General features: G+C 51.4%; 18 protein-coding genes and 1 tRNA gene. 5 read left to right on the top strand and 14 right to left on the bottom strand.

Features of this window, described 5'->3' with window-relative positions; all coding sequences use genetic code 11:
* Nucleotides 1–119 precede the first annotated feature (119 nt).
* Entirely contained in the window at nucleotides 120–398 is a 279-nt protein-coding gene (locus BUB27_RS13695) for an integrase core domain-containing protein (RefSeq protein WP_143184428.1), read from the top strand.
* An 84-nt stretch (nucleotides 399–482) separates the two neighbouring features.
* Here BUB27_RS13695 and BUB27_RS13690 read toward each other — a convergent pair.
* The 5 genes from BUB27_RS13690 to BUB27_RS13670 all read right to left on the bottom strand — a co-directional run bounded on the left by BUB27_RS13690 (nucleotide 483) and on the right by BUB27_RS13670 (nucleotide 4,899).
* Nucleotides 483–558, bottom strand: a tRNA-Thr gene (locus BUB27_RS13690).
* An 84-nt stretch (nucleotides 559–642) separates the two neighbouring features.
* Nucleotides 643–2,523, bottom strand: coding sequence for a sensor histidine kinase (locus tag BUB27_RS13685; RefSeq protein ID WP_143184427.1), 1,881 nt, complete (start codon nucleotides 2,521–2,523; stop codon nucleotides 643–645).
* Between the two features lie 12 nt (nucleotides 2,524–2,535).
* On the bottom strand, nucleotides 2,536–3,222 hold the full coding sequence (locus tag BUB27_RS13680; protein WP_143184426.1) for a response regulator transcription factor: 687 nt from the start codon (nucleotides 3,220–3,222) through the stop codon (nucleotides 2,536–2,538).
* Nucleotides 3,223–3,339: 117 nt separating this feature from the next.
* On the bottom strand, nucleotides 3,340–4,053 hold the full coding sequence (locus BUB27_RS13675) for a FadR/GntR family transcriptional regulator (RefSeq protein ID WP_143184425.1): 714 nt from the start codon (nucleotides 4,051–4,053) through the stop codon (nucleotides 3,340–3,342).
* Nucleotides 4,054–4,143: 90 nt separating this feature from the next.
* Nucleotides 4,144–4,899: a 3-keto-disaccharide hydrolase gene (locus BUB27_RS13670; protein ID WP_143184424.1), complete on the bottom strand. Its 756-nt coding sequence runs from the start codon at nucleotides 4,897–4,899 to the stop codon at nucleotides 4,144–4,146.
* 167 nt (nucleotides 4,900–5,066) lie between these two features.
* On the opposite strand from BUB27_RS13670, the gene cls reads away from it, so the two are divergent.
* Nucleotides 5,067–6,488: a cardiolipin synthase gene (cls, locus tag BUB27_RS13665; protein ID WP_143184423.1), complete on the top strand. Its 1,422-nt coding sequence runs from the start codon at nucleotides 5,067–5,069 to the stop codon at nucleotides 6,486–6,488.
* A 10-nt stretch (nucleotides 6,489–6,498) separates the two neighbouring features.
* The gene (locus BUB27_RS13660) at nucleotides 6,499–7,440 is read left to right on the top strand and encodes an MBL fold metallo-hydrolase (protein WP_143184422.1); all 942 of its coding nucleotides are present in this window, start codon (nucleotides 6,499–6,501) and stop codon (nucleotides 7,438–7,440) included.
* On the opposite strand, the gene BUB27_RS13655 is transcribed toward BUB27_RS13660, so the two are convergent.
* Entirely contained in the window at nucleotides 7,437–9,671 is a 2,235-nt protein-coding gene (locus tag BUB27_RS13655) for a beta-N-acetylhexosaminidase (RefSeq protein WP_159434968.1), read from the bottom strand. The two genes, BUB27_RS13660 and BUB27_RS13655, sit on opposite strands and share 4 nt — an antisense overlap.
* Before the next feature lie 192 nt (nucleotides 9,672–9,863).
* Here BUB27_RS13655 and BUB27_RS13650 point away from each other — a divergent pair, with 192 nt between their 5' ends.
* Nucleotides 9,864–10,313: a host attachment protein gene (locus BUB27_RS13650; RefSeq protein WP_143184420.1), complete on the top strand. Its 450-nt coding sequence runs from the start codon at nucleotides 9,864–9,866 to the stop codon at nucleotides 10,311–10,313.
* A 94-nt stretch (nucleotides 10,314–10,407) separates the two neighbouring features.
* Here BUB27_RS13650 and BUB27_RS13645 read toward each other — a convergent pair whose 3' ends face one another.
* The 8 genes from BUB27_RS13645 to BUB27_RS13610 all read right to left on the bottom strand — a co-directional run bounded on the left by BUB27_RS13645 (nucleotide 10,408) and on the right by BUB27_RS13610 (nucleotide 19,572).
* Nucleotides 10,408–12,510, bottom strand: a complete 2,103-nt coding sequence (locus BUB27_RS13645; RefSeq protein ID WP_143184419.1) for a transglutaminase-like domain-containing protein — start codon at nucleotides 12,508–12,510, stop codon at nucleotides 10,408–10,410.
* A gap of 158 nt (nucleotides 12,511–12,668) precedes the next feature.
* On the bottom strand, nucleotides 12,669–13,862 hold the full coding sequence (locus BUB27_RS13640) for a prenyltransferase/squalene oxidase repeat-containing protein (protein ID WP_143184418.1): 1,194 nt from the start codon (nucleotides 13,860–13,862) through the stop codon (nucleotides 12,669–12,671).
* Nucleotides 13,863–15,266, bottom strand: a complete 1,404-nt coding sequence (locus tag BUB27_RS13635; RefSeq protein WP_143184417.1) for a permuted SH3 domain-containing protein — start codon at nucleotides 15,264–15,266, stop codon at nucleotides 13,863–13,865.
* On the bottom strand, nucleotides 15,263–16,003 hold the full coding sequence (locus tag BUB27_RS13630; RefSeq protein WP_143184416.1) for a spermine/spermidine synthase domain-containing protein: 741 nt from the start codon (nucleotides 16,001–16,003) through the stop codon (nucleotides 15,263–15,265). The genes BUB27_RS13635 and BUB27_RS13630 overlap by 4 nt, the downstream gene beginning before the upstream one ends.
* Nucleotides 16,004–16,304: 301 nt before the next feature.
* A complete protein-coding gene (locus BUB27_RS13625) occupies nucleotides 16,305–16,622 on the bottom strand; it encodes an HU family DNA-binding protein (RefSeq protein WP_143184415.1) in 318 nt (105 codons plus the stop codon).
* Nucleotides 16,623–16,860: 238 nt separating this feature from the next.
* Nucleotides 16,861–17,775 (bottom strand): ribonuclease HIII, encoded by a 915-nt coding sequence (gene rnhC, locus BUB27_RS13620; protein WP_143184414.1) that lies wholly within the window; start codon nucleotides 17,773–17,775, stop codon nucleotides 16,861–16,863.
* Nucleotides 17,762–18,586 carry an aminotransferase class IV gene (locus BUB27_RS13615; RefSeq protein ID WP_143184413.1) on the bottom strand — a complete coding sequence of 275 codons (825 nt, stop codon included), beginning with the start codon at nucleotides 18,584–18,586 and terminating at the stop codon, nucleotides 17,762–17,764. Before BUB27_RS13615 ends, rnhC begins: the two co-directional genes overlap by 14 nt.
* Nucleotides 18,587–18,675: 89 nt before the next feature.
* Nucleotides 18,676–19,572 carry a hypothetical protein gene (locus BUB27_RS13610; protein ID WP_143184412.1) on the bottom strand — a complete coding sequence of 299 codons (897 nt, stop codon included), beginning with the start codon at nucleotides 19,570–19,572 and terminating at the stop codon, nucleotides 18,676–18,678.
* A gap of 284 nt (nucleotides 19,573–19,856) precedes the next feature.
* On the opposite strand from BUB27_RS13610, the gene BUB27_RS13605 reads away from it, so the two are divergent.
* Nucleotides 19,857–20,555 carry a YwaF family protein gene (locus BUB27_RS13605; protein ID WP_143184411.1) on the top strand — a complete coding sequence of 233 codons (699 nt, stop codon included), beginning with the start codon at nucleotides 19,857–19,859 and terminating at the stop codon, nucleotides 20,553–20,555.
* Nucleotides 20,556–20,571 lie beyond the last annotated feature (16 nt).

Raw genomic sequence — 20,571 nt, 5'->3', positions numbered from 1 at the left:
ATGCTCATGGAAAAACGCGGTTACAGACTGCGGGACTATACCTCAATCGTAACCCAACCAATAGAAAATCTGATTAATCTATTATACGACAATATACTTTTAACCGAACAGCTCAACGAATGTCAAGTCCCTGTATCTCAGAGCACAACAGCTTCCTGGAGCGTTTCCACCGCTCTATTCTGGACGAACAACTCCGGATCAAAGACCGGGAAAAGTGGTATGACGAGATCACAGAGATGCAGAAGGATCTCGATATTTACCTCGCTCACTACAACACGAAGCGCCCTCACCAAGGGCGCAACATGAATGGAAGAACTCCTTTTGCAGCCTCTAGAGAAGGCATCAGAAAATCGCCTTCCAGTAAGGCTCCAAAAACAGTAAAAAGAACATCTACCTAACAGATAAACTGTCAGATGATAACCGTCACTTTTCACAAAAAAAAAAGAGCCTGCAGCGAGCTGCAGGCTATTCTGTTCTCCAAATGGAGCCGGATGTCAGACTCGAACTGACGACCTGATGATTACAAATCAACTGCTCTACCAACTGAGCTAATCCGGCGTTATTGGACGGTCGGCTTCCTTTCGGGAGCGGCGGGAGTATGTTCAAGGACGGACTCAAATCAAGCCGTTTTTTACCGTTTTTTTATTTTTTTTGCGGGAGGGTGAGAACGAAGGTAGCCCCTTCCCCCTCACGACCTTTCTCCAGCAATAAGTTACCCCCCATTGCCTGCGCCAGGCGCCTACACAGCGCCAAGCCCAATCCGACCCCAGGTTTGGTGACCGCAGCCTCTTCGGCCGACTTGTGAAAGGCATTGAAGAGCCTTTTCCGCTCCTTGGCCGGGATTCCTTTGCCCTGATCAGTGACACTGATACGGAAATTCTCTCCACTTTTCACCGCATGAATGCGGATCTCGCTGCCGCAGTCCTCACCACTGGCGTATTTGACCGCATTGTCCACGAGGTTAAAGACGATCTGCTCCACCGCCGTGATATCCAGCTTCACCAGTTCTTTGCTGCTCACCGGGTCTACGCTGAGCAAAACTTCCATCTGCTCATCGCCGGCCCTCTCACGTAATCTGCCGAGCATACGCTCCATGAGGCTGGAGATACCGACTTCCTCTATCCTGGCGCGAGCACTACCACGCTCGATGCGGCTGTAGGCCAGTACATTCTCCACCAGATGGGTCAGACGCTCGCTCTCCCGCCTCAAGGTCTCCAGATAGCTTTCCTTCTTCTCCTCATCCTTCACCATGCCACTGGAGAGCATGTCCGTGTAGAGACTGAAAGTGGTCAGAGGGGTACGTAGCTCATGTGTTACTGCAGAGACAAAGGAGGCACGGCGCTCACTCATCTGCACCACACTTCTGAGCATGAAAAAGCCCGCCACAATAGCGAGTAAGGTCCCGGCCCAGGCCAGTCCAATAGGCCCCTTCAAGAGGTCGATCAGACTCAGTGAGACCTCAGCTCTCTCTCCAGGACTCAGTCGATAAGGTAACTTGAGCATGGTCTGGGGATCCTGGACGATTTCTTCGCCAGACAAGATAGCCCTCAAATCCTGAGCGACGGGTATCAGACTAGCCTGCGGAAACAAATCAGCCACTTCATCGAGCAGTAGTTGCTTGATCTTCTTGGAATTGAGCCAGACCCCCTGCACGCTCTCGCCGCTCTGCCGGACTACCTTGCGCACCAGCATGAGTTCTCCGTCCAACCAAATCGGCCGGAACTGGGTCACCTCGGTCACTTGGTCGTTTGTGTTCAACTGCGTCGACAAATTCGCCTGTGGCCCCCACGCATAATTCTCCGACACGCGGTTGAGAGCACTGCGGCGCTTCCGGGTATCTACCTCACTGAGCTTTTGCTGCACCTCTGCCTTATTAACCATTTTAACCACTTCCTCCCCCTTCTCCTTGCCTTTGACATTCTGAAGGCTGAAATCCTCTTTTGCCCCCTTCACCAGCTGACTCTTCTGCTCAACCTGCTTGGGTAGTACCAGATGCACGGCTTGGCAGCTAAGGTCTTTGTTGGTATCGCAGAATGGCAAATCGCCTTTGATCGCCATATCCAGCCTGTTGGAGAGGATAGCTGAAACCCGTTCGTAATTTTGCTCATTGATGGCATTGAAAGCGGGATCTACCCCATTGCCCATGATCACCTGATCCGGATAGACCTGGGGAGTCGTCACCGAAGATGAGTTGCTATTTACCACCCAGTAGAGGTTCGAGTGCTCCGGCGCTCCGGCATAGAGAGGGTTGAGTGTTTGCAATTTGTCATCCACTGGGGCCAGGATGGGAGGTAGATCGAATTCCTCGGCAGGCCGCTTGTCCTCCTCACCTACAATGGCCGCTGCAAGGGTATCCAGGCGCCACATGGCCAGACGGATCCTCTCCTCGCGATAGGCTTCCGCCCCCTGCTGGAGATCCTGCTGCTTACGGTCTAGCACACTGGCTGTGATCACCCCTATAGCAGCCAGCACCACGGCCACACAGGCAGAGGCCAAGACCCAAACGATGGAAGTTCTTTTCAATTGCCTAGAATGTTAGCTGATCATGTATCCTTTTCCTCTGACCGTCTGCAGGATCTGCTGCTGACTGTCAGCCAGTTTACTACGCAGGTGGGCGATGTGCATATCGATGGTACGTGTAGCCAGCCCCTTGGGATCCAGGCCCCACACCTGACGAAGAATCTCCTCCCTCGCCACTGGTCGACCGGCATTCAGCACCAAGTAAGCTAACAGGTCTGACTCCCGTTCAGACAATTCATCCTGCCTACCATCTTCATAGACTACCATTCGCTTGTCGAAATTTACCTTACCGCCTTCAAAACAATATTCCGGAGTCGATACCGATCTCTCGCTGGATCTGCGCAGAACGGCATCCACTCTAGCTAACAGCTCACGCACACTGAAGGGCTTCACCACATAATCATCCGCCCCCATAGTAAGCCCCTTCACCCTGTCAGCCTCTTCCCCTCTAGCGGAGAGGATAATCACGGGCTGCCCTTTGCGTTTCTGGCGCAAGGCCTCCAGCACCTCAAAGCCACTGTGATGCGGCATGACCAGATCCAGCAATAAGAGCATGTAGTTGCGCGTCAGTGCATATTCCATAGCCTCCTGGCCATCCTTGGCGGCGATCACTTGGTAGCCTGACATAGTCAAAGCATCGACTACCCCCTGCCTGACACTGGCATCATCTTCAGCTACTAGAATTGTTGGTTCGCAGATCATTCCAATCAAAGTATCTAGCCCAGATCCTCCCGTGTGTAAATAATCTGTAAAAAGAAGAAGCCCGGTGGAGTGCTTTCCACCGGGCTTCTGAAAGGTTCATTGGGATACAACGCCGTATTAACGCGCGCGATCAGTTCCCTTCTCCCAACGGATACGGGCATTGTCGATGTGCTCACGAACCGCCTGACGTGCTTCCCTCGGATCGCCAGAGGCGATGGCATCCAGAATACTCTGATGCTCTTCGATGGTCACTTCCTGCAGCTCGAGGTCATCGGAGTAGGCTTCTTTCACGTAACGCTGGTAGCGGTCCTTGAGAGCATCTCCGAGCAAGGCGTACAAACGGTTACCGGATGACTTCAGAAGTTCTTTGTGGAAACGCTGGTCAGCAGTGGGGAAGGTCTTCTTGCCAACAGTCTCGATCAGTTCGTTGTGGAGCTTGACCAGGCGCTCATGGGCAGCACTGTCCTTACGCTGAGCCAGCTTGGCGGCAGAGTCACCTTCGATCGCACTACGCATGTCCAGCAGCTCACTAATGGATCTTCTGTCGGATACCATCACGGAGTACGCGCTGATGGCCTTGGAAAGATTCTCAATACTGCCGCCAGAGACATAGCTGCCACTGCCATTGATTGTCTCCAGAAGGCCTTTACCCCTGAGTTCTCTCAGAGCTTCACGCACAGCGGTACGGCTGACATCAAATTTCTTACACAGCTTATCCTCGGAAGGCAGTCGTGTGCCCTTTGCCCACTCACCACTGAGAATGTATTTCTCAACGGCTACTTCCACTTTCTGACTGGCTTTGACGCGCTTGGACTTTGCTTCTTCAGACATGTTCTTAAAAAATACTGATTTCCGAAACCTGTTCTATTTCCTCAGGAATTCCAAGGAAATACCCGGTACAATGAGAGTTTTATACCCAAGTTACTTAATTTCTCGCACCCAAATGTTGCGATACTCGATCGGGTCTCCATGCCACTGAAGCCTGATGGGAGCCTTGAGCGGGTGCTTGGCAGGATACTTGGCCACCTGCTTGTAGGTCGTCGGACCATGGATCAACGTGTGATTCTGGATCACTACGCCATTGTGTACCACAGTCACATACGCAGGGGACACCAATTTCTCCCCATCGTACCTAGGAGCAGTAAAGAGAATATCGTAGCTCTGCCATTCACCCTGAGGTGCAGAGGCATTCACCTGTGGCGGCGTCTGGCCGTAAATGGCGCCTGCTTGACCATCGGCGTAGGTGACATTGGTATGGCTTTCCTGCACTTGCACCTCATAGCGGTCCATCAGGAAAACACCACTGTTGCCACCCTGCTGGTTTTTGACCTTTCGCTCGGCAGGGATTCGCCATTCGATGTGTAACTGGCAGTCTCCGAACTCCTGCTTGGACTTAGCGTCCCCTTTGCTGGCTACTAGAATGCCATCCTTCACCTTCCAACCAGAGGTAAAGGCATCTGAGTTCTTGCCGTCAAAAAGCACCACTGCATCTGCTGGCGGTGCCACCACTACGGCTCCATTTGTTTTCACCTTCTCCGGTGTCGGGCGCGTTCCATCATGAACCACATAGTCACTCCAGGGTTGCTTAGGAGTATTTGGTTTTTTTCCTGGCTCCAATGCTGAGCTCAAACCTGTAGTTCCGACGAAAATCGCACCAATTGCTAAGTACCTAACCATGTTGATGGTAGTAGCAAAACAGGCGCCAAGTTCATAATAAAAAAAGCAAAAAGCACTGGTGCATTTACTATCGCCCTGCGTCTAGCCACTTACCATCAAGCCTGAATTTTTCAGGAAACGTAAGTGCCCTGTTGCCAAGCAGCCTTGGCCGTGACATGATGTTAGGGATGGACGAATTTACATGGCTAACAGGTCTTGGATTGTTTCTGGCTCACTTACTGGGTTTCGTCCACATCATCCACGTCCTGCTCAATGTCAGGTCATCACAGGGTGCTATCGCCTGGATACTGGCTTTGATCGTCATCCCTTGGGCAGCCATCCCTTTTTATTGGGTAGCGGGGAGAACACGCTTTGATGGTTATGTGCGCGCAAGGCGCTCTGACGAGGGCAAGCTCAGGAACCAAGCAAACGAGATGCGTCAGAAGCTCCACGAGCACAGTATCCCCCCCATTGATGCCTTCGGCAGCGCCGCTGAGCACCTTGGAGGACTTCCCTTCACCAACGGGAACCGTCTTGAACTACTTATCAATGGCGAGGCCACGTTCAAGGCCATGTTCAAAGCCATTTCCTCCGCCCAAGAGTACCTGTTGATCAATTTCTACATCGTCAAAGACGACAAGGTAGGGAAACGTTTTCAAGAAGCTCTGATCGAGCGAGCCCGGGCAGGTGTCAGGGTGTATTTAATCTACGATGGTTTTGGCTCCCATTCCCTGCCTAGGCGGTACGTCAACAAACTCGAGAATGAAGGCATCCAATGCCACGCTTTTGGAACCAACAACAAATGGTGGTCGCGACTGCAGATCAACTTCCGCAATCACCGTAAAATCGTTGTCATTGATGGTAAGACCGCCTTCCTGGGCGGCATCAATATTGGTGATGAATACCTCGGCGAGGATCCTAAATTCGGGCATTGGAGGGACACACACATCAGGATCACCGGACCCGCGGTGCAGGCCGTACAGCTCGTTTATCTGGAAGACTGGAATTGGGCGGCCAACGAAATCTTGGATCTAAATTGGTCCTGCACACCACATGCGGCCAATCAGGAATGCGCCATCATCCCTACCGGGCCATCAGACTTTGCGGACTCCTGGCAACTCATCGTAGCCGAGGCGGCCAATAGCGCACGTCACCGCCTCTGGATCACTTCTCCCTATTTTGTGCCTGATGGCGGAGTACTCACCGCACTAAAAACCGCCGCCCTCAGGGGAGTGGATGTACGCATCCTCATCCCGGAAAAGCCTGATCACCTGATCGTCTGGCTCGCCGCGTTTTCCTATCAGGCAGAGTCTCTCCCTTTCGGTATCAAGCTGTACCGATACACCGCAGGCTTTCTCCACCAGAAAACCATGCTCATTGACGAACGGCTGGCCTGCGTTGGCACGGCAAATCTGGACAACCGCTCTTTTAGACTTAACTTCGAGATAAGCGCATTCACTTCCGACGCTGCCTTTATTCGAGACGTGGAGGAGATGCTCGAAAAAGATTTCGCCGACGCCCGTAAGATAGACCATGATGAACTCGAGGACAGACCATTCCATTTCAAGATCGCCTCTCGAGCCGCGCGCCTGATGGCCCCAATCCTGTAGCCCATTTCCCATGCCCAGAAACAACAATAACAACCGCAAGGACTATGCCGGACTGATGCCTCGCAGAGGCTGGGTCAAACGCAACATCCACTTTTTCCGCCACAGGGTATTCGCGCAAGTTTTCAAAAAACGCCTTGGGTCCGTTACCGAGCCTATCCTCGATCCACCGCCAGTCGGAACGACACGGATCACCTGGATCGGGCATGCCTCCTTCCTGCTTCAGTTTGCGGAGCATTCCGTCCTCGTCGACCCGAACTGGGCTGGTTGGCACGGCATCGTGAAACGCCAGCGGGAGCCAGGCATGGATATCAACCTCGTCCCCCTCGTCGATCTGGTCCTCGTCTCCCACGCCCACTTCGACCACCTGCACAAGAAGTCACTCAAGATAGTCGATTCCCACGAAGGCATCGTGGTGCCGAAAGGCTCAGCCACACTGGTCAAGAAGCTGGGCTTTTCAGACATCCATGAAATGGCCCTGTGGGACTCCATCCAATTTGGCGATCTCAATGTCACCCACACCCCAAGCCATCACTGGGGAGCCCGTTACATTCACGATACCCACCGCGACTACGGCGGCTATATCATCAAATCAGATGACCTCACCATCTTCCACTGTGGCGACAGTGCCTACTTTGAAGGCTTCAAGGAGATCGGCGAAAAGCATGATATCGATATCGCTCTCATGCCTATCGGCGCCTACGAAGCCCCTAGTGGCCGCGATGTCCACATGAACCCAGAGGAAGCCATCACCGCCTTCCAGGAACTCAACGCAGGCATCATGATCCCGATGCACTACCGGACATTCCCTCTAGGCAACGAGCCCTACCATGAGCCTGAGGAACGCCTGATCGCAGAAGCAGAAAGACTCGGCCTACAAGACCGAGTCCTCGTGCTTGAGGAGGGAGTCGCCATGGAACTCTCCCCTCGCCTGAATGGAAATGGCGCTGATTAAAAGCTTGTCGCCCTGACCTCGCCGAAGGAATCATTCCCCCCTTCGCCCTCGATCACAGCTTTGATTTTCAAGTCACTCTCGGTCTGAAGAGCTTCTGGGACGGGGAATGCCTGATTGCGGTTCTTCCCTCCTACGAAATAACTGTCTTTGTAGTCGTGGACTTTCTTATCTCCTTTCCAGAGGCTGACCTGCTTCAAATTTGCCCCATGGGCACCCCGCTGATAGCCGAAGCTGACATTCGTCACCCCAGCTGGGATCTCAGCTTCAAACTGGTACACGCCAGTTCTCAAAAGACCTGTATTCCACTCTCCCAGTTTTTGGCTGCCAGTCTTGGAGGAAATCTTTACCCCGTGTAGCGTACCGTGAAACCCTCTGGGCAACTGATCAGCACCGATCTGACCTAGCGGGCATACCATCTGAGTATTGACTGAAGACACCAGCTTACCATCAACATACAGCGAAGTCTTTCTATGCTCTCCTACAAAGGTCAGAGTTACCTTCTGATGCAGCGGCACTTCGTAAGGAAAGACAATCACATCCGGCCTGTAGGATCCCAAGGCATCAAAACCTGGCGCCTGGTTTGCACGCACGCAAGCAACGCCGCGCTTGGTCTCAACACCTTGCTTGGTTTTAAATTCATGGGTGAGATCCAGGTAGAAAGCCGCCAGACCGGAGCTAATCAAGAGCTCATCTCCAGCGATGTCATTCTTACGGGTGACCGTGAAGCTCGCCGTCCATGGATATTCCAGGTTCTGGGACGCTGCATCCACAGTCACACTGCTGTTACCGATCATTTCTTGCTGCTTTTCCAGACTCCAGACCAGATCCTTCTCGCCAGCGTCACGACTTAGCAGCTTCACAGCCGGAGCAGCTCCAGCCAGCGAGTCAGCATATTTGACGAACTCACCGTAATTCTCCGCGCCTTTCACACCCCACATTTTTTCACCAAATGCAGCCATGGAAGGCACTGATAAACGCGCAATCTCGTTCCACGTATAGCCTGTTGGTCCGAAGTCATTCCATACATGCAGCTTTGCACCTAACAGGTTCTTTTCACCCTCTTCAAGGATCCCCTCCGGCTTGTTCATGAATTTCAGAGGAGTCCAGTTCTCGTAGATCCCTGGATTGTTAACACCATAGTAGGGAGCGCCCGGTACGATGTAAGTAAAGTTGTGAGATGAGTTGATGACCTTGTAGCCGGCTTTGGTCTTGTTCTTGGCATCACCAGTGACCCACATGTCAATGATCACGTCCTTCTCTGGCTCGGTAGTACCGGGCATATGCTCGTAGCCAGACCAGATACGTACCGTCTTACCATGCTTCTCTTTGAGGTATTTATTGAAGTGGTTGATGTACAAGCGGAAATCCTCACCTAGAGCATCCCGCTCCTTTTTATCTTTGATCAGATTGAGACGATACTCGTCAGTTCCGATGTGAAACTCTTTGCTATCAAACAGCGGAGCCACTTCATCAAACAGCTTTTCAATAAACCTTCTCGATTCCTCGCTTCGAATATCAAGATAAGCCAACCCAAACCCTTCTCTATCAATTCCCGGGTGAGCTAAGTCCGGACGGTAAACCGTAAACGCAAGGGAATGTCCCGGACTATCAATCTCAGGAATAATCTCTACTCCGTAGCCTTTGGCAAAATCCTGAATCTCTCTGATCTGCTGGAATGTGTAATGGCCATCCTTGGACGCCAATCCTGGATACACCTTACTCTCCAAGCGGTAGCCAGGATAGCGGCCCCAAGAGTTGTCATTCAAGTGAATCTGCAATTGATTGAACTTCATCCACCCCATCAGACGCACCCAATCCTTCAGGTCTTCGAATTCAAGATGCTTGCGACCAACATCTAACATCAAAGAACGCACCTGATACTTCGGCTGATCATTGATGACTCCTTTAGGAAGCTTCCCCTCATAGGAATGGATCAGCTGAAGCACGGTCCGCGACCCATAGAACAGGCCTGCATAACTGCTAGCCTCGACAAGCACACCATCACCAATACTCACTCGATAGCCTTCTGCGCCATCGATGCCTTTCGTCCATTTGAAATGAACGCCACCATTGGCTGTTTGAGATTTATCCACCGCTTTCCCCCATAGCCCCTCAGACTCCAATACTGCGACCAGAGACTTCATGGATTCACGGTCGGCTACGGACCACTTTAACTTCTCAAGATTTAATTCTCCCTGGGCTGGCGTCCATTCCTTTACCGCAGGGATCACCCTAAGGCTTTGTGAATACGATGTGAGCACCGAAGTGAGAATAGTTAAGGTTACTAAAACACGTGTGAGCATAGCCATATCTTGGCCACAGAACGCCAATCCAAAAGACTAAAAGCAATCAAGTGTGTCTGCAGGCGAAGCACATGATTTTATCTTTCGAATTCCAAAGAATTGATTATATTGGATCGGATTATGAAGAAACTATTACTTATCACTGACCTTGGACGTATTCGCTCTCTTCAATTCAAAAAAGCCGGTGATGACCCGGCTGAAAAAGACCACCTTGTGGAACACATCAACCGCCCTATTTCAGCCCCGAAAGGGCAGCTAGTCACGGACACCTCTGGCAAGTTCAACCGTGGATCTGCCGCTGGCGAAGGGAAGGCGATGTCCCATGCAAGTTATGGTAAATTAGAAGAAGAGATGGAAAAGCGCTCGCTTGAACAGGTAGCCGACGAGATTTCCTCAGTCGTCTCCAATGGTAACTGTCACACCTTCACACTAGTAGCACCCAAACAAATACTCAAGAGACTCACGAATACTCTCCCCCCACAAGTCCGCAGCATGATGAACGGCTCACTCGGAGCTGACCTCATTAAAGAACCGCGGCTCAACTTGGAGAAACGGTTCAAAGTTTGTTAGTTAACTAGAACCAACTGCCAAGAATCAAAAATGCCGACTGGGTTTCTTCACCAGCCGGCATTTTTTATGAAACATTTTCAGCCTAACAAAGACTCTAGAGAGCTCCGCGTTTCGCCCTCTCGATCTGGCGCTCAAGTCTCTTCTCCATGTTCTCCGCACGCTTCACCTCACCAATCTCCCGGTACATATTACAGATGAGCTTATGCACGCCGACTTCAGCCTTAGCTCTGAACCAGTTCTTTGAACCAGTATCTACGACGCGGTGGAATGAAAGATCGATGTCCATGACTGCCTTTTTAGCCATTTTCTCATCAGACTTCATCATGGCAAAATAGTCTTCCGCCATAGTGCGGAACCCACTGATGGATCCACCGTAATCACGCAAGGCGCGGTCATAGAGCTGACCAATTTCTTTCAGGGCATTTTCCTTGTCTCGCTTAAGCAACAACTGTGATTCACGCTTCAAGCTAGTGGTAACCAAATCAGCCTGTTCCTCTGCGTCACGGTTTCCACGGCGTCTATCTCTGGCGAGCTGCCTTCTAACATCTCCCATTTCGGCGTAGGGATAAATGTGCTTATCCTCAACAGTGATAGCCATTTCGGCCATGCGTGGATTATCTTTGAATTCCCTTTTAAGGTCATTGCAGAAGTCCCACCAACTCTTAATGGTCTCAGCAGACTCTGGCTTCTCCATGTATTTGGGATCTTTCTCCATCACGCTGTAGACCAGATGCCAGATTTTCGGAAATGACATGCCAGCCTTGTGCGCCGCGTAAACGGCCTGAACATGCAGGTCCTTCTGATTGATGTTATCAAACACCTCGGACAACCAAACGAGACGATTGACCTCGACGAGATTTTTACGGCTTTGATGCTCTCTGGTGGACCACAGCCAAACCTCCTGCTCAGTGATTGAGTCACCAGTCTGAGGATCTCTTCCTTTGCCTTTGGAGACCCCACCAATGCGACCAATCTTCGTGGACCATTCATCGGGCTCTATCTTGACGGCGGCCCAAGCGTGCCCACCCAAGTCAGTCACCCCAGCCAAACCAAAGGCTGGAATACCAGCAGCTCTTGCGGTATTCACACAGAAATAGGTCTGGTCACCACAGATACCACCTTCTTTGAGAATCTCTGGCAGCGTATACTCCTTATAGGGGTTCAATCCCTCAACTGCCCGCTCCATCAGGTACTCTACTTCCCCGTATGTGTCTCCCCAAGATTTACGACGCTTGCTACGGAATTTCTTGAGAGCCCAGTCCAGTTCCTCCTCGGAGACAGGCGCGCACACCACAAAGGTCAGATCCCGGGCAGAGCTTCGGTCGATACTCACCTCTAACAGACCAGATTCATTCTTATCCACATACCACTGATAGCGGCTGAAAGGCTCTACATGAGAACCATTTTCACTGGATTGATTCTTATAACGGATTTGGTTATCGTAGACGAGAGAGCAAGCCAGAGCCAAATTGAAATACTTCTTCGCCTGATCAGGCTTTTCTGTATGACTGCGCCAGATATCGCAAAGCATCTGGAAAGCACCATGCACATCATCCTTTTCACTGACCGTCATGATAATTTCCTCCATGACAGCATCTTCGTTGAAAATCCACTTGGTCATCTCGACAAGTGCTGGCACCTCGGAAACCTTATCCAAGCTTGAGGGAGAAATAATACCTAACACTCTCCACCGGAGCATTGCCTTGTAAAAACGCTCCTCTTTCCAAACAGGGTCAAACAGGGTGGTATTGGAGCCCAGGCGGATTTGCTTAAATTCATCTGCCATGGACTGGAGTAGCATGGAGCGGTACTCCGTCCACTTTCCTGAAGTGATTGCCAGCTCAAGATACTTCGCATCCTTCTCAAGCTCCTTGGTGGCCGTGGCTTGGGTGCCTACCAGAATCAAACTAGAATCCTGGAAAGGGTCTGCCTCCCCCTGCTTGTAATCCATGTCAGGCTCCGGCTCGACGAGAGACGGCTGCTTGGACACACTCTTGCCAACAATATTGGAAAACTTGACTTCCTCCTGAACAACCGTGGCCGCTACAGCCTCTTGCTCGACTAGACCCGCTTCACGGACAAACTCAGCCTCACTCTCTGAACTTTCTGATGCGGTTGAAGGAAACAGATAGGGGTGCGCCACGTAACCAGCGGCGCCACACATCAATACGAGGAGGATTTTTCCGGATGCACTCATAATCTACAGATAGTCTCGTTATCTTTTGATATCAATGGAAGGTAACGACTAAACCTTACGTGTTATTAGTCCGAAATGAACACAAAGGTTACAAGAATTCAGTAAGAAAAAACCAGAATCCCCACTATCAAGAGCGGAAAAGTGAACTTTCTTCCGCCTTATTGAGTTTTTCTGCAGCGACTCAAGGCTGCCAGAGTGTAGCCCGTACCATAGGGTGGGCCATAGCTGTACAATGGATAGTCCCACCAGCTCCCGTCACTCTCCTGCTTATCCAGCAGGATCTTAGCGAGCTTGTCTTTCCACTCTGCCTGCTCTTCTTTCGGCAGCATGGTGATGCACTCCGAAGCGTAATAGTGACCGTAGAAATAGAAATACCCGGAAATTGCAAAATGTGTCTCATGTGGTCTGGGACGTTTACGCCCAATATCCAGCCAGCCATTACGCTTTACCAGTCTATCCAAGCCTTGGGTCAGAACTTCGTCAGTGATTTTCTCATCCCCCCACACCCGCAAAGCAGCATTGCAGACGGGAGTACGCGCCAACGACCCAGCCGGACGATTGATATCATAGCGCGGTACTTTCCGGTGCCCCATCGCATATACATAAGAGAAATCCGGAGTCTGCTGGATGTGGATGCTCTGCATCGCCATCATCAGGCGGTCCTTCGGAAAACTTACCCCGAACAGCTCTTTCGCTTCATGAATAGCCAAAAGCACGGTGCCGGTGAGAAAGCTCGTGGACTCTCCACTTGGACGCTGCGTAACACTGTCAAAATGGAGATAACCCCAGCCGCCATCAATGTCCTGGTAACGCACCAGGGCATCGACTTGCTCCTGAGCCAGCTTGGCGTATTCAGCTTTCTTCTCAGCAGAAATTCCCTCTCGCTGGGCTAATGCATTAATCGCCCTCAGGCCGTAGGCATGCCCCCAGTTATTGTAAGTGGTCGTGGCGTCCGGCCGCTTGAGCTTGGGAAGCTCTTTGATCAGCCATTGCTCGGCTTTGTCGATTGCAGCCTTGGCCTCTGGCCTTGGGTCATCAGCCATCACCAAACCCGCCAGCGCGAGACCACTGGTCCCCATGCGGAATGCATGATGAGCCCCAGGTAGGGGCGCATAGATGTTCAAGCCCTTGGTATCTGTCGGACCACCCCAGGAGCCATTCTTATTCTGAATTTTCAGTAGGAAATCCACTCCTTTACGGATGGAGGTCTCTAGATCCTCAGAAGACAAGGGGTCGGTATCCACCACAGGAGGACTCGGCACCACCTTCTTGGGCAGGGAATTAAAGTCTTGTTCCTGAGCTACTGCTCCAGCAACAAGACTGATCGCCAGACATGGAATAAGACGGCGCATTTACTTCTTCTCTTCGTAGATAACTACCTGACCAGCCTCGAGCCCTTCGACAACCTCCACCTTATCGCTGGTAACTTGTCCCACTTTGATGGTCTTTGCCTCAGTCTTACCATCGGCCATCTTCACATTCACCGTGTAGCTGCCGTCAGGAAGTGAAGTCACCGCAGCTGGCGGTACAAACAAAGCCTTCTCATTCACGTAGCTCTTGAAGCTAAGATCCACCGAGGAACCAGCCACAATGGAATCAGCCATCTGCTCACTGTTAAACTCGATTACCCATTCGCCAGATTTCTGTGGAACAGGAGTTACATCAGAAACTTTCACTTCAAAGCGCTTCCAAGGATCGTAGGCAGGGCTGGCCATACCACTGAGATTTTCAGTCAGCCTGTTTACCTGCCACTCGTTTGCCTTGCCCTCGAGCTCGAACTTGGCGCCCTCAGGCACCACGGTCATCAAAACCTTGTCACCGGGCAGTTTGCCACCTTTGTACAACACCTTGCGTGCTGCGTCTTGATACCAACCACCGGGAATGAATTCACCGTAGTAGACATAGCCATCAACCGGTGATACCAGCTCTGCGGCTTTGCGGTCGGCTTTGAGCTTATCCAGGTGCTCGGCCTTACGCTGGTCTGCACGAACTGCTTTTTCAACCTCGGCGCGCTTGATTTCCAGAGCACGAGGCCAGGATTTCTGGAGTGATTCCCACTTGTTGGTCTCGCGCTGCATGCCCACTTCACGATCCTTTTTTAATCGTGGAATGACCACTTCGAGTTTGCGCTTACCAGCCAGCATGGATTCCTTGTAGTCAAACTCTGAAGCCTTCACGGAATTCTTGGCGCGCTGCACGATGATCTCCTCAGTCTCTTCGGTGAGACCATCAGCCTTATACATCTTGAGCAACTGCTCGAGCTCCTCCTTCTCGTTATCCAAGCGCCATTGGTATTTATCCATGGTCAGCTGGGCGTCTGCTTCCATCAGAGGAAGCTCGGTGTTTTTAAAATATTCGTAGTCCTGCTTCTGGCGCTCGTAGTTGCGCTGCGCCTCATCGAGAGAGATCTTGGTATTCACCTCAAGCTCAGCAAGCTCCTGCTTGAGTTTCTCCAGGTTCATCTGGTCCACAAGGCGGGCCTTCTCAGCCTCCAGGATAGCTTGGTCCAATTTCTCAGTATCAACCTGAATGAGGGTATCCCCCTTTTTCACCTTACGACCGTGCTCAGCCAGTGAATCCACCGGATAATCATACCAAGCTTTTGGAGAAATAGAGATCTCTACTGCTGATTCAGGAACAGCGACTGCCTTGATATCGACTGTTTGCTCGAACTTGCCTTCTTTGAGGGTGAACTCGGCTGCACAGAGGCTTGCTGCCCCCATGGCAAACACCATCAGACTCTCTCTAATTCTCATCTACTTCTTCGTGTTGGTTTATTTTGGGATACGTATGCGCCATTCTTGGCTAGCCAGATCGTATGCATGCGGCGCTTACGACCTTTGTGAGCTGCTGGAACTTCTACTTCTGATACGTCATATTTCGCTTTCCTCAACAATTTGGTAAACTTTTTGTCGGGATATGCTGACCATACGGCTAATATTCCGCCTTCTTTCAAAGCAGCTTTCGCAGCTTCCAATCCTTTTAGCGTATACAAGGACTCATTTTGTTCACCATGGAAGGCACTTGGCCCATTATCGACGTCCAGCATGATCACACTGTACTCACCAGGAGTCGCTTTCGCGATCAACTCTTGGACAGGATTCACCTTCACCTCCACTCGCGGGTCATCCAGCAAGCCCGGATGAATTCCTTTTAGATAGGTCTGGTTCCACTCCAACACACCTTGAGTCAGCTCAGCCACCACAAAGCAGGCACCCTGCTGGGGCAAACTCTCCACGGCGGCTGCCAGAGTGAAGCCCATACCAAGTCCCCCGACCAAGACCTTGGGCTGACGAGCAGGACGAAATGGCTGGCACGCCATCCTGGCAAGCTCTTCCTCACTGCCGTGGGCAACACTGGTCATCAAGCGTTCACCATGGGAGCTGATGAAAAACTCTCCATCATGCTCAAATAATTCCAGTGGTTCACCCTCTGGGGTCACTGTCTCAGCTAACTTCTTGTAAGGCTTCATAAGTTTCTTGATGGCAGCCATAGCATGCCCCCAGCCGAATGGGAAGCCCGACACAGCCCTCAAGACGCATTACCCACTCAGATTAAGACAGACGAGGCCCCGGCAGGCGGTCATTCCGCATCCCAAGCTTGGTCATTTAAGAATCAGCCCACAACAACAATAAATCACTCCTACACAATACACTACAAGACCCCCAAGCTCTCTTGAAGAAAGTATTTACCACCACCATCACTCGTTACTACAATGCTTTGGCAGCACAAAAAAAGCGCGGCTTCCATAGAGGAAACCGCGCTTTCTAGAATCTGTTATCTACAGCAGATAATTAGACCTTCTCCTCTTGGAGAACTGGAAGGATGCGAGCAACCTTCTCTTTCATCTCTTTACCTGGCTTGAATTTCACCACTGCACGTGGAGGAATTGGCACATCCTTTGATGGATCCTTAGGGTTACGGCCGATCTTGCCTTTAACTTCCCTAACTTGGAACGCACCGAAGTTGCGCATTACAACGGAGTTGCCCTTTGCAAGCTCTTCAGTGATGGAATCCAAGGTACCCTGAACAACTGCAAAAACTTCCTGTTGAGTCAGGCCAGTTTCATTGCTCAGCTTAATAACGAGATCGCGCTTAGTAATTGTAACCATTTTTAAATGTGGATTATATGTAAAGTCGGCAACGCGTTAGTTGCGGGGCAAATGGACATCACATCTCGACACTTTTGTCCCGTAAAAAATGCAATTAAGAGAAGAAAATAACCGTTTTTTGTGATTTTTAATCAATCTGAGACGTTTTTTACCTATTTTGTAATCACAATTGCATGCAGCAAGAAACCAAAGATAACCCTCAGTCTATCAGAGAATAACAAAAATTAAAAATCACGCTTCAGAGCTCACTGGCGGTCTTAAAGTGGACCTTGGCCACCTTCGGGAGAATCCCTTCACCGTGCTGCTTGATGACCTCCCGGGCCGCCTCTTTGACACCAGCTCCAGCTCCCAGGGGCAATTCCACACCTCCTTTTTCACTAGCCAGTTCCATCCATTCCACAAAGGATTCCCGAGCGAGAATTGACGCGGCCGCAACAGCCACATCGCTCTCCCCTTTAGTTCTCTGGTCCAGTTTCAGGCGTGAGACAGCTTCACCCTGTTGGGCGAGAGCGCGTTGTAGCACATCTTCCCTAGCGAACTGATCACTCAATGCCCTGTGGCAGTCAGGCTGCCGGATAGCGAGTTCGCGGATGACCCGGGCATGACCCCAGGCTAACAAGCGATTTACGTTGCCGAATTTTGAATAAAGCTCGTTATATTTCTCTGGCTTCAAACGAATGACTTCGTAGTCCAAACCAGGGATTTTCTTCACAATTCCCGCCAGCTTCCGAATTCTGGCCGCGCTGGAAATCCGCTTGCTGTCCATCACTCCGGCATCCATCAAAGCTCTGGCGATCGCCCCGTCCACATAGACTCCGGCAATCACCAAAGGACCAAAGAAATCTCCCTTGCCACTCTCATCCACCCCGATGTGCGGCTGAAACATCTCGGGATCAAAGACCTCCTCATTGCCCAGCCTGGCTTCACCCAGAATTTCCGGCTCGAGGATGAACTTCACAAAATCTTCAGTCTCTTTGCCCTGAACAAGGACTTTAGGCCCCTTCTCGTAGACCGTCACATTCAGTTTACCCTTCTTGCATGAAAAGCGCGCGTATGGCTTGCTCCCGAATTCGAATCCCCTTTCATCAAGCAGCCGTCTCAGCTTCTCTACATCGGAGTCTTTAATTTGAGCGGTGTAACTATTCAGCGCCATCTATATAATCTCTCACATAACTTTGGTAAGCACCGGAAATCTGGTCGACCAGACTGTGCTTACCCCAAGTGCGCTCACCAATACTCTCCACCGCCTGGACTTCACGCAGTGAGCCCGTTAAAAACACACCATCACTCTTCAGCAGCCTCTCCAGAGAGAGAGCTTCCTCCCTCACAGGCATACCCCTATCCTGACAGAGTTCCATGACAATCTCGCGGGTCACCCCCGGCAAGCAACCACTGGAGAGAGGTGATGTCAGCACAACATCATTCTCCACACAGAAGATATTCGTCGTCCCCCCCTCACACACCTCATCTCGACTATTAAGAATAACCACCTCGTCCGCTCCTTGCTGCCGGACCTCTCTAAGAGCCAAAATATTCTCCGCATAAGCGGTGGCCTTGATACCTGTCAGGGCTCCCCGCTCGTTACGCCTGTATGGAGAAACAAGCATGCGGCTAGCGCCTTCACTCGGCTCCACAGCGGTGGCTTGCACCAGGGTCTCCATTTTCAATGGCCCTTCGAACAGGGTGATCCGCACTCTCGCCCGACCATGCAGCAGAGCATTATCCCGGAGCAATTCAGTCATGACCGCCTCCAGCACATCCATAGTCGGAGAAACAAACCCTAAGCGCTCACACCCTTGCTCAAGCCGGCGATAATGCCTGCCAAACGCAAAGACCTTGCCCTCATAGACCGCCATGGTCTCAAAGAGTCCCATAGCCACAAGCAAACCCGGAGAGATGGCAGAGACAGCAGCCTCCTCTTGCTTTACCAGCTGCCCGTTGAGCCAAACTAGCGCATTACTCATAGGCTTGAAATAACCACGCTAAAGCGTGTTTGATAAGACAAAGTTTGCACGAATTGCTGCGCGGATGAAACTAATCCCATCCTAGCTCATTACTGCCCCTGCTCCTTCTTCACATCTGCACGCAGTAAGGTAGGGCGCTTGATCTGACTGGCTGGAACATTCGGGCGAATAAGTGGAGTAGTCGGTGTATTCCCTGCAGCCGGCGGAGCCACGGCAGACTGCTGCGGCCTTGGAGGAATCACGGGTGCTCCATTTTCCGGTTTTGGCTGCACAGGCGGCGCTACAAATGGCGCGGGCTTTGACAAGGTGGAGGCCGTACCAGCCTCAGCCGGCTGATTCGGATTAGGGTTGGTGGCTGGATTCACCGGCTTCTCACTAGACTGAGGCAATGGCTTCGGCATGCTCAAGGGAGTGGTCGGAGTACTTCCAACACTCGCGGTCTTTTTGGTCTCGGCATGGTGAGCCAACAACTTGTCGAACTCAATATACTCGCCAGTAAATTCTTGCAGAGGAACAGCCAATGGTGGTTTTGCCTCTTGGTCTGTCTCCTTCCACTGGTCCAGGAGACTGCCTGAGTCATCATACCACAATGTCTGCTTCTCGAATGAAAGATCAAAGAGCTGGCCATCTTCCGCCACAGCTGCACCATAGAAGCGGGACGCAAGCATAGGCATTCCAATCATGTTTAGAGCGCGTGCCATCGCCAGATTTTTCATAGGCTTTCCGGCATTACGGCGGATCAGCTCATACACCAAACGGATGGAGCGATTGGGTCTCGCCCGAGAAACTACTTTGATGGAAAAGGCCACATCAACGTCAGTAGCAGGCATTTCTGGTGCTTTCCAGAGCACATCCGCAGCCTCAAGGTAACGACCTTGCTCGTAGAGCTTGAGTGACGCTTTTTTGCGTGCGCTCCAATTATTGGGCTCATTTTGCACCTGTTCGAGCAGGGTTTCGATGCTAAGGTTATTGCTTGAATTTTCCATTGTCACACTTGGTTTCCGAGGCGTTAACATCATAATCGCTAAATAGACCCCCAGTAAAGAGATTTTATACCCCACAACAAAATCCTCGCAACCAACTCTGTATGAGAGATGTACGCCACCAAGAACACACTAGGAAGAGGCCATCATGACAGGTTTCCAAGCATTTATGACCTACTCCTTTCAACTTGCTTATCAATCTGATAAGCTCAGAAATCAAGGTTTCCTGAGTAAAGTGCGCGCATAACTAAAGCCTTCTTAATGATTTCCCCAATACCCCATCATTCATGCCATCTACCCACATGCTTGCCATGCAGCATTTTGACACCTGCCACCTGCTGACTCTGGCCAGTATAGCCACTGTGGCGATACTACTGATTCAGGGCTGCCGCAAACTCGGCAATCCGGCTAATAGCCTCCTGACTACCCCGCTGGCCTATCTCTGTTTTCTGAGCTTTCCCGCCACCCTGATTTCCTGGAGCCTGGCAACCACAGAATCTACCCTCGAAAACACTGTCCCTCTTCACCTATGTGACCTGGCCTCATTCGCTTGCGGCTTCGCGCTGCTCACCAGGCACAAGACAATGTGCGAGCTCGCCTACTACTGGGGACTAGCAGGCACCGTGCAAGGACTCTTGACCCCGGTCATCGCTTACAGCTTTCCCCACCCCCTCTATCTGGCCTTCTTCTGGCAACACGGCGTGGTGGTCATCACCGCCCTCCTGCTCCCGCTAGGGCTGGGATGGAGACCTCGCAAAAACTCGGTGCTTCGAATTTTTCTCATCACTCAGCTCTACGTCGTTGTCGCCATGTCCTTTAATTTTGCCGCTGGAACCAACTATGGATTTCTCAGCGCCAAGCCCAAAACAGCCAGTCTGCTGGACCTCCTCCCGGCCTGGCCCTACTACATTTTGGTCATGGAGGTGATTTGCCTGGCTATTTTCGGCCTGCTTTATTTGCCCTTCCGCACAAAATCACTGAAATAACACGTGCATCTGGCTC

Source organism: Rubritalea squalenifaciens DSM 18772, assembly GCF_900141815.1.
GTDB lineage: Bacteria > Verrucomicrobiota > Verrucomicrobiia > Verrucomicrobiales > Akkermansiaceae > Rubritalea > Rubritalea squalenifaciens.
Note: the sequence above shows the minus strand (reverse complement) of the source record. Positions and strands in the feature narration are given on the sequence as shown.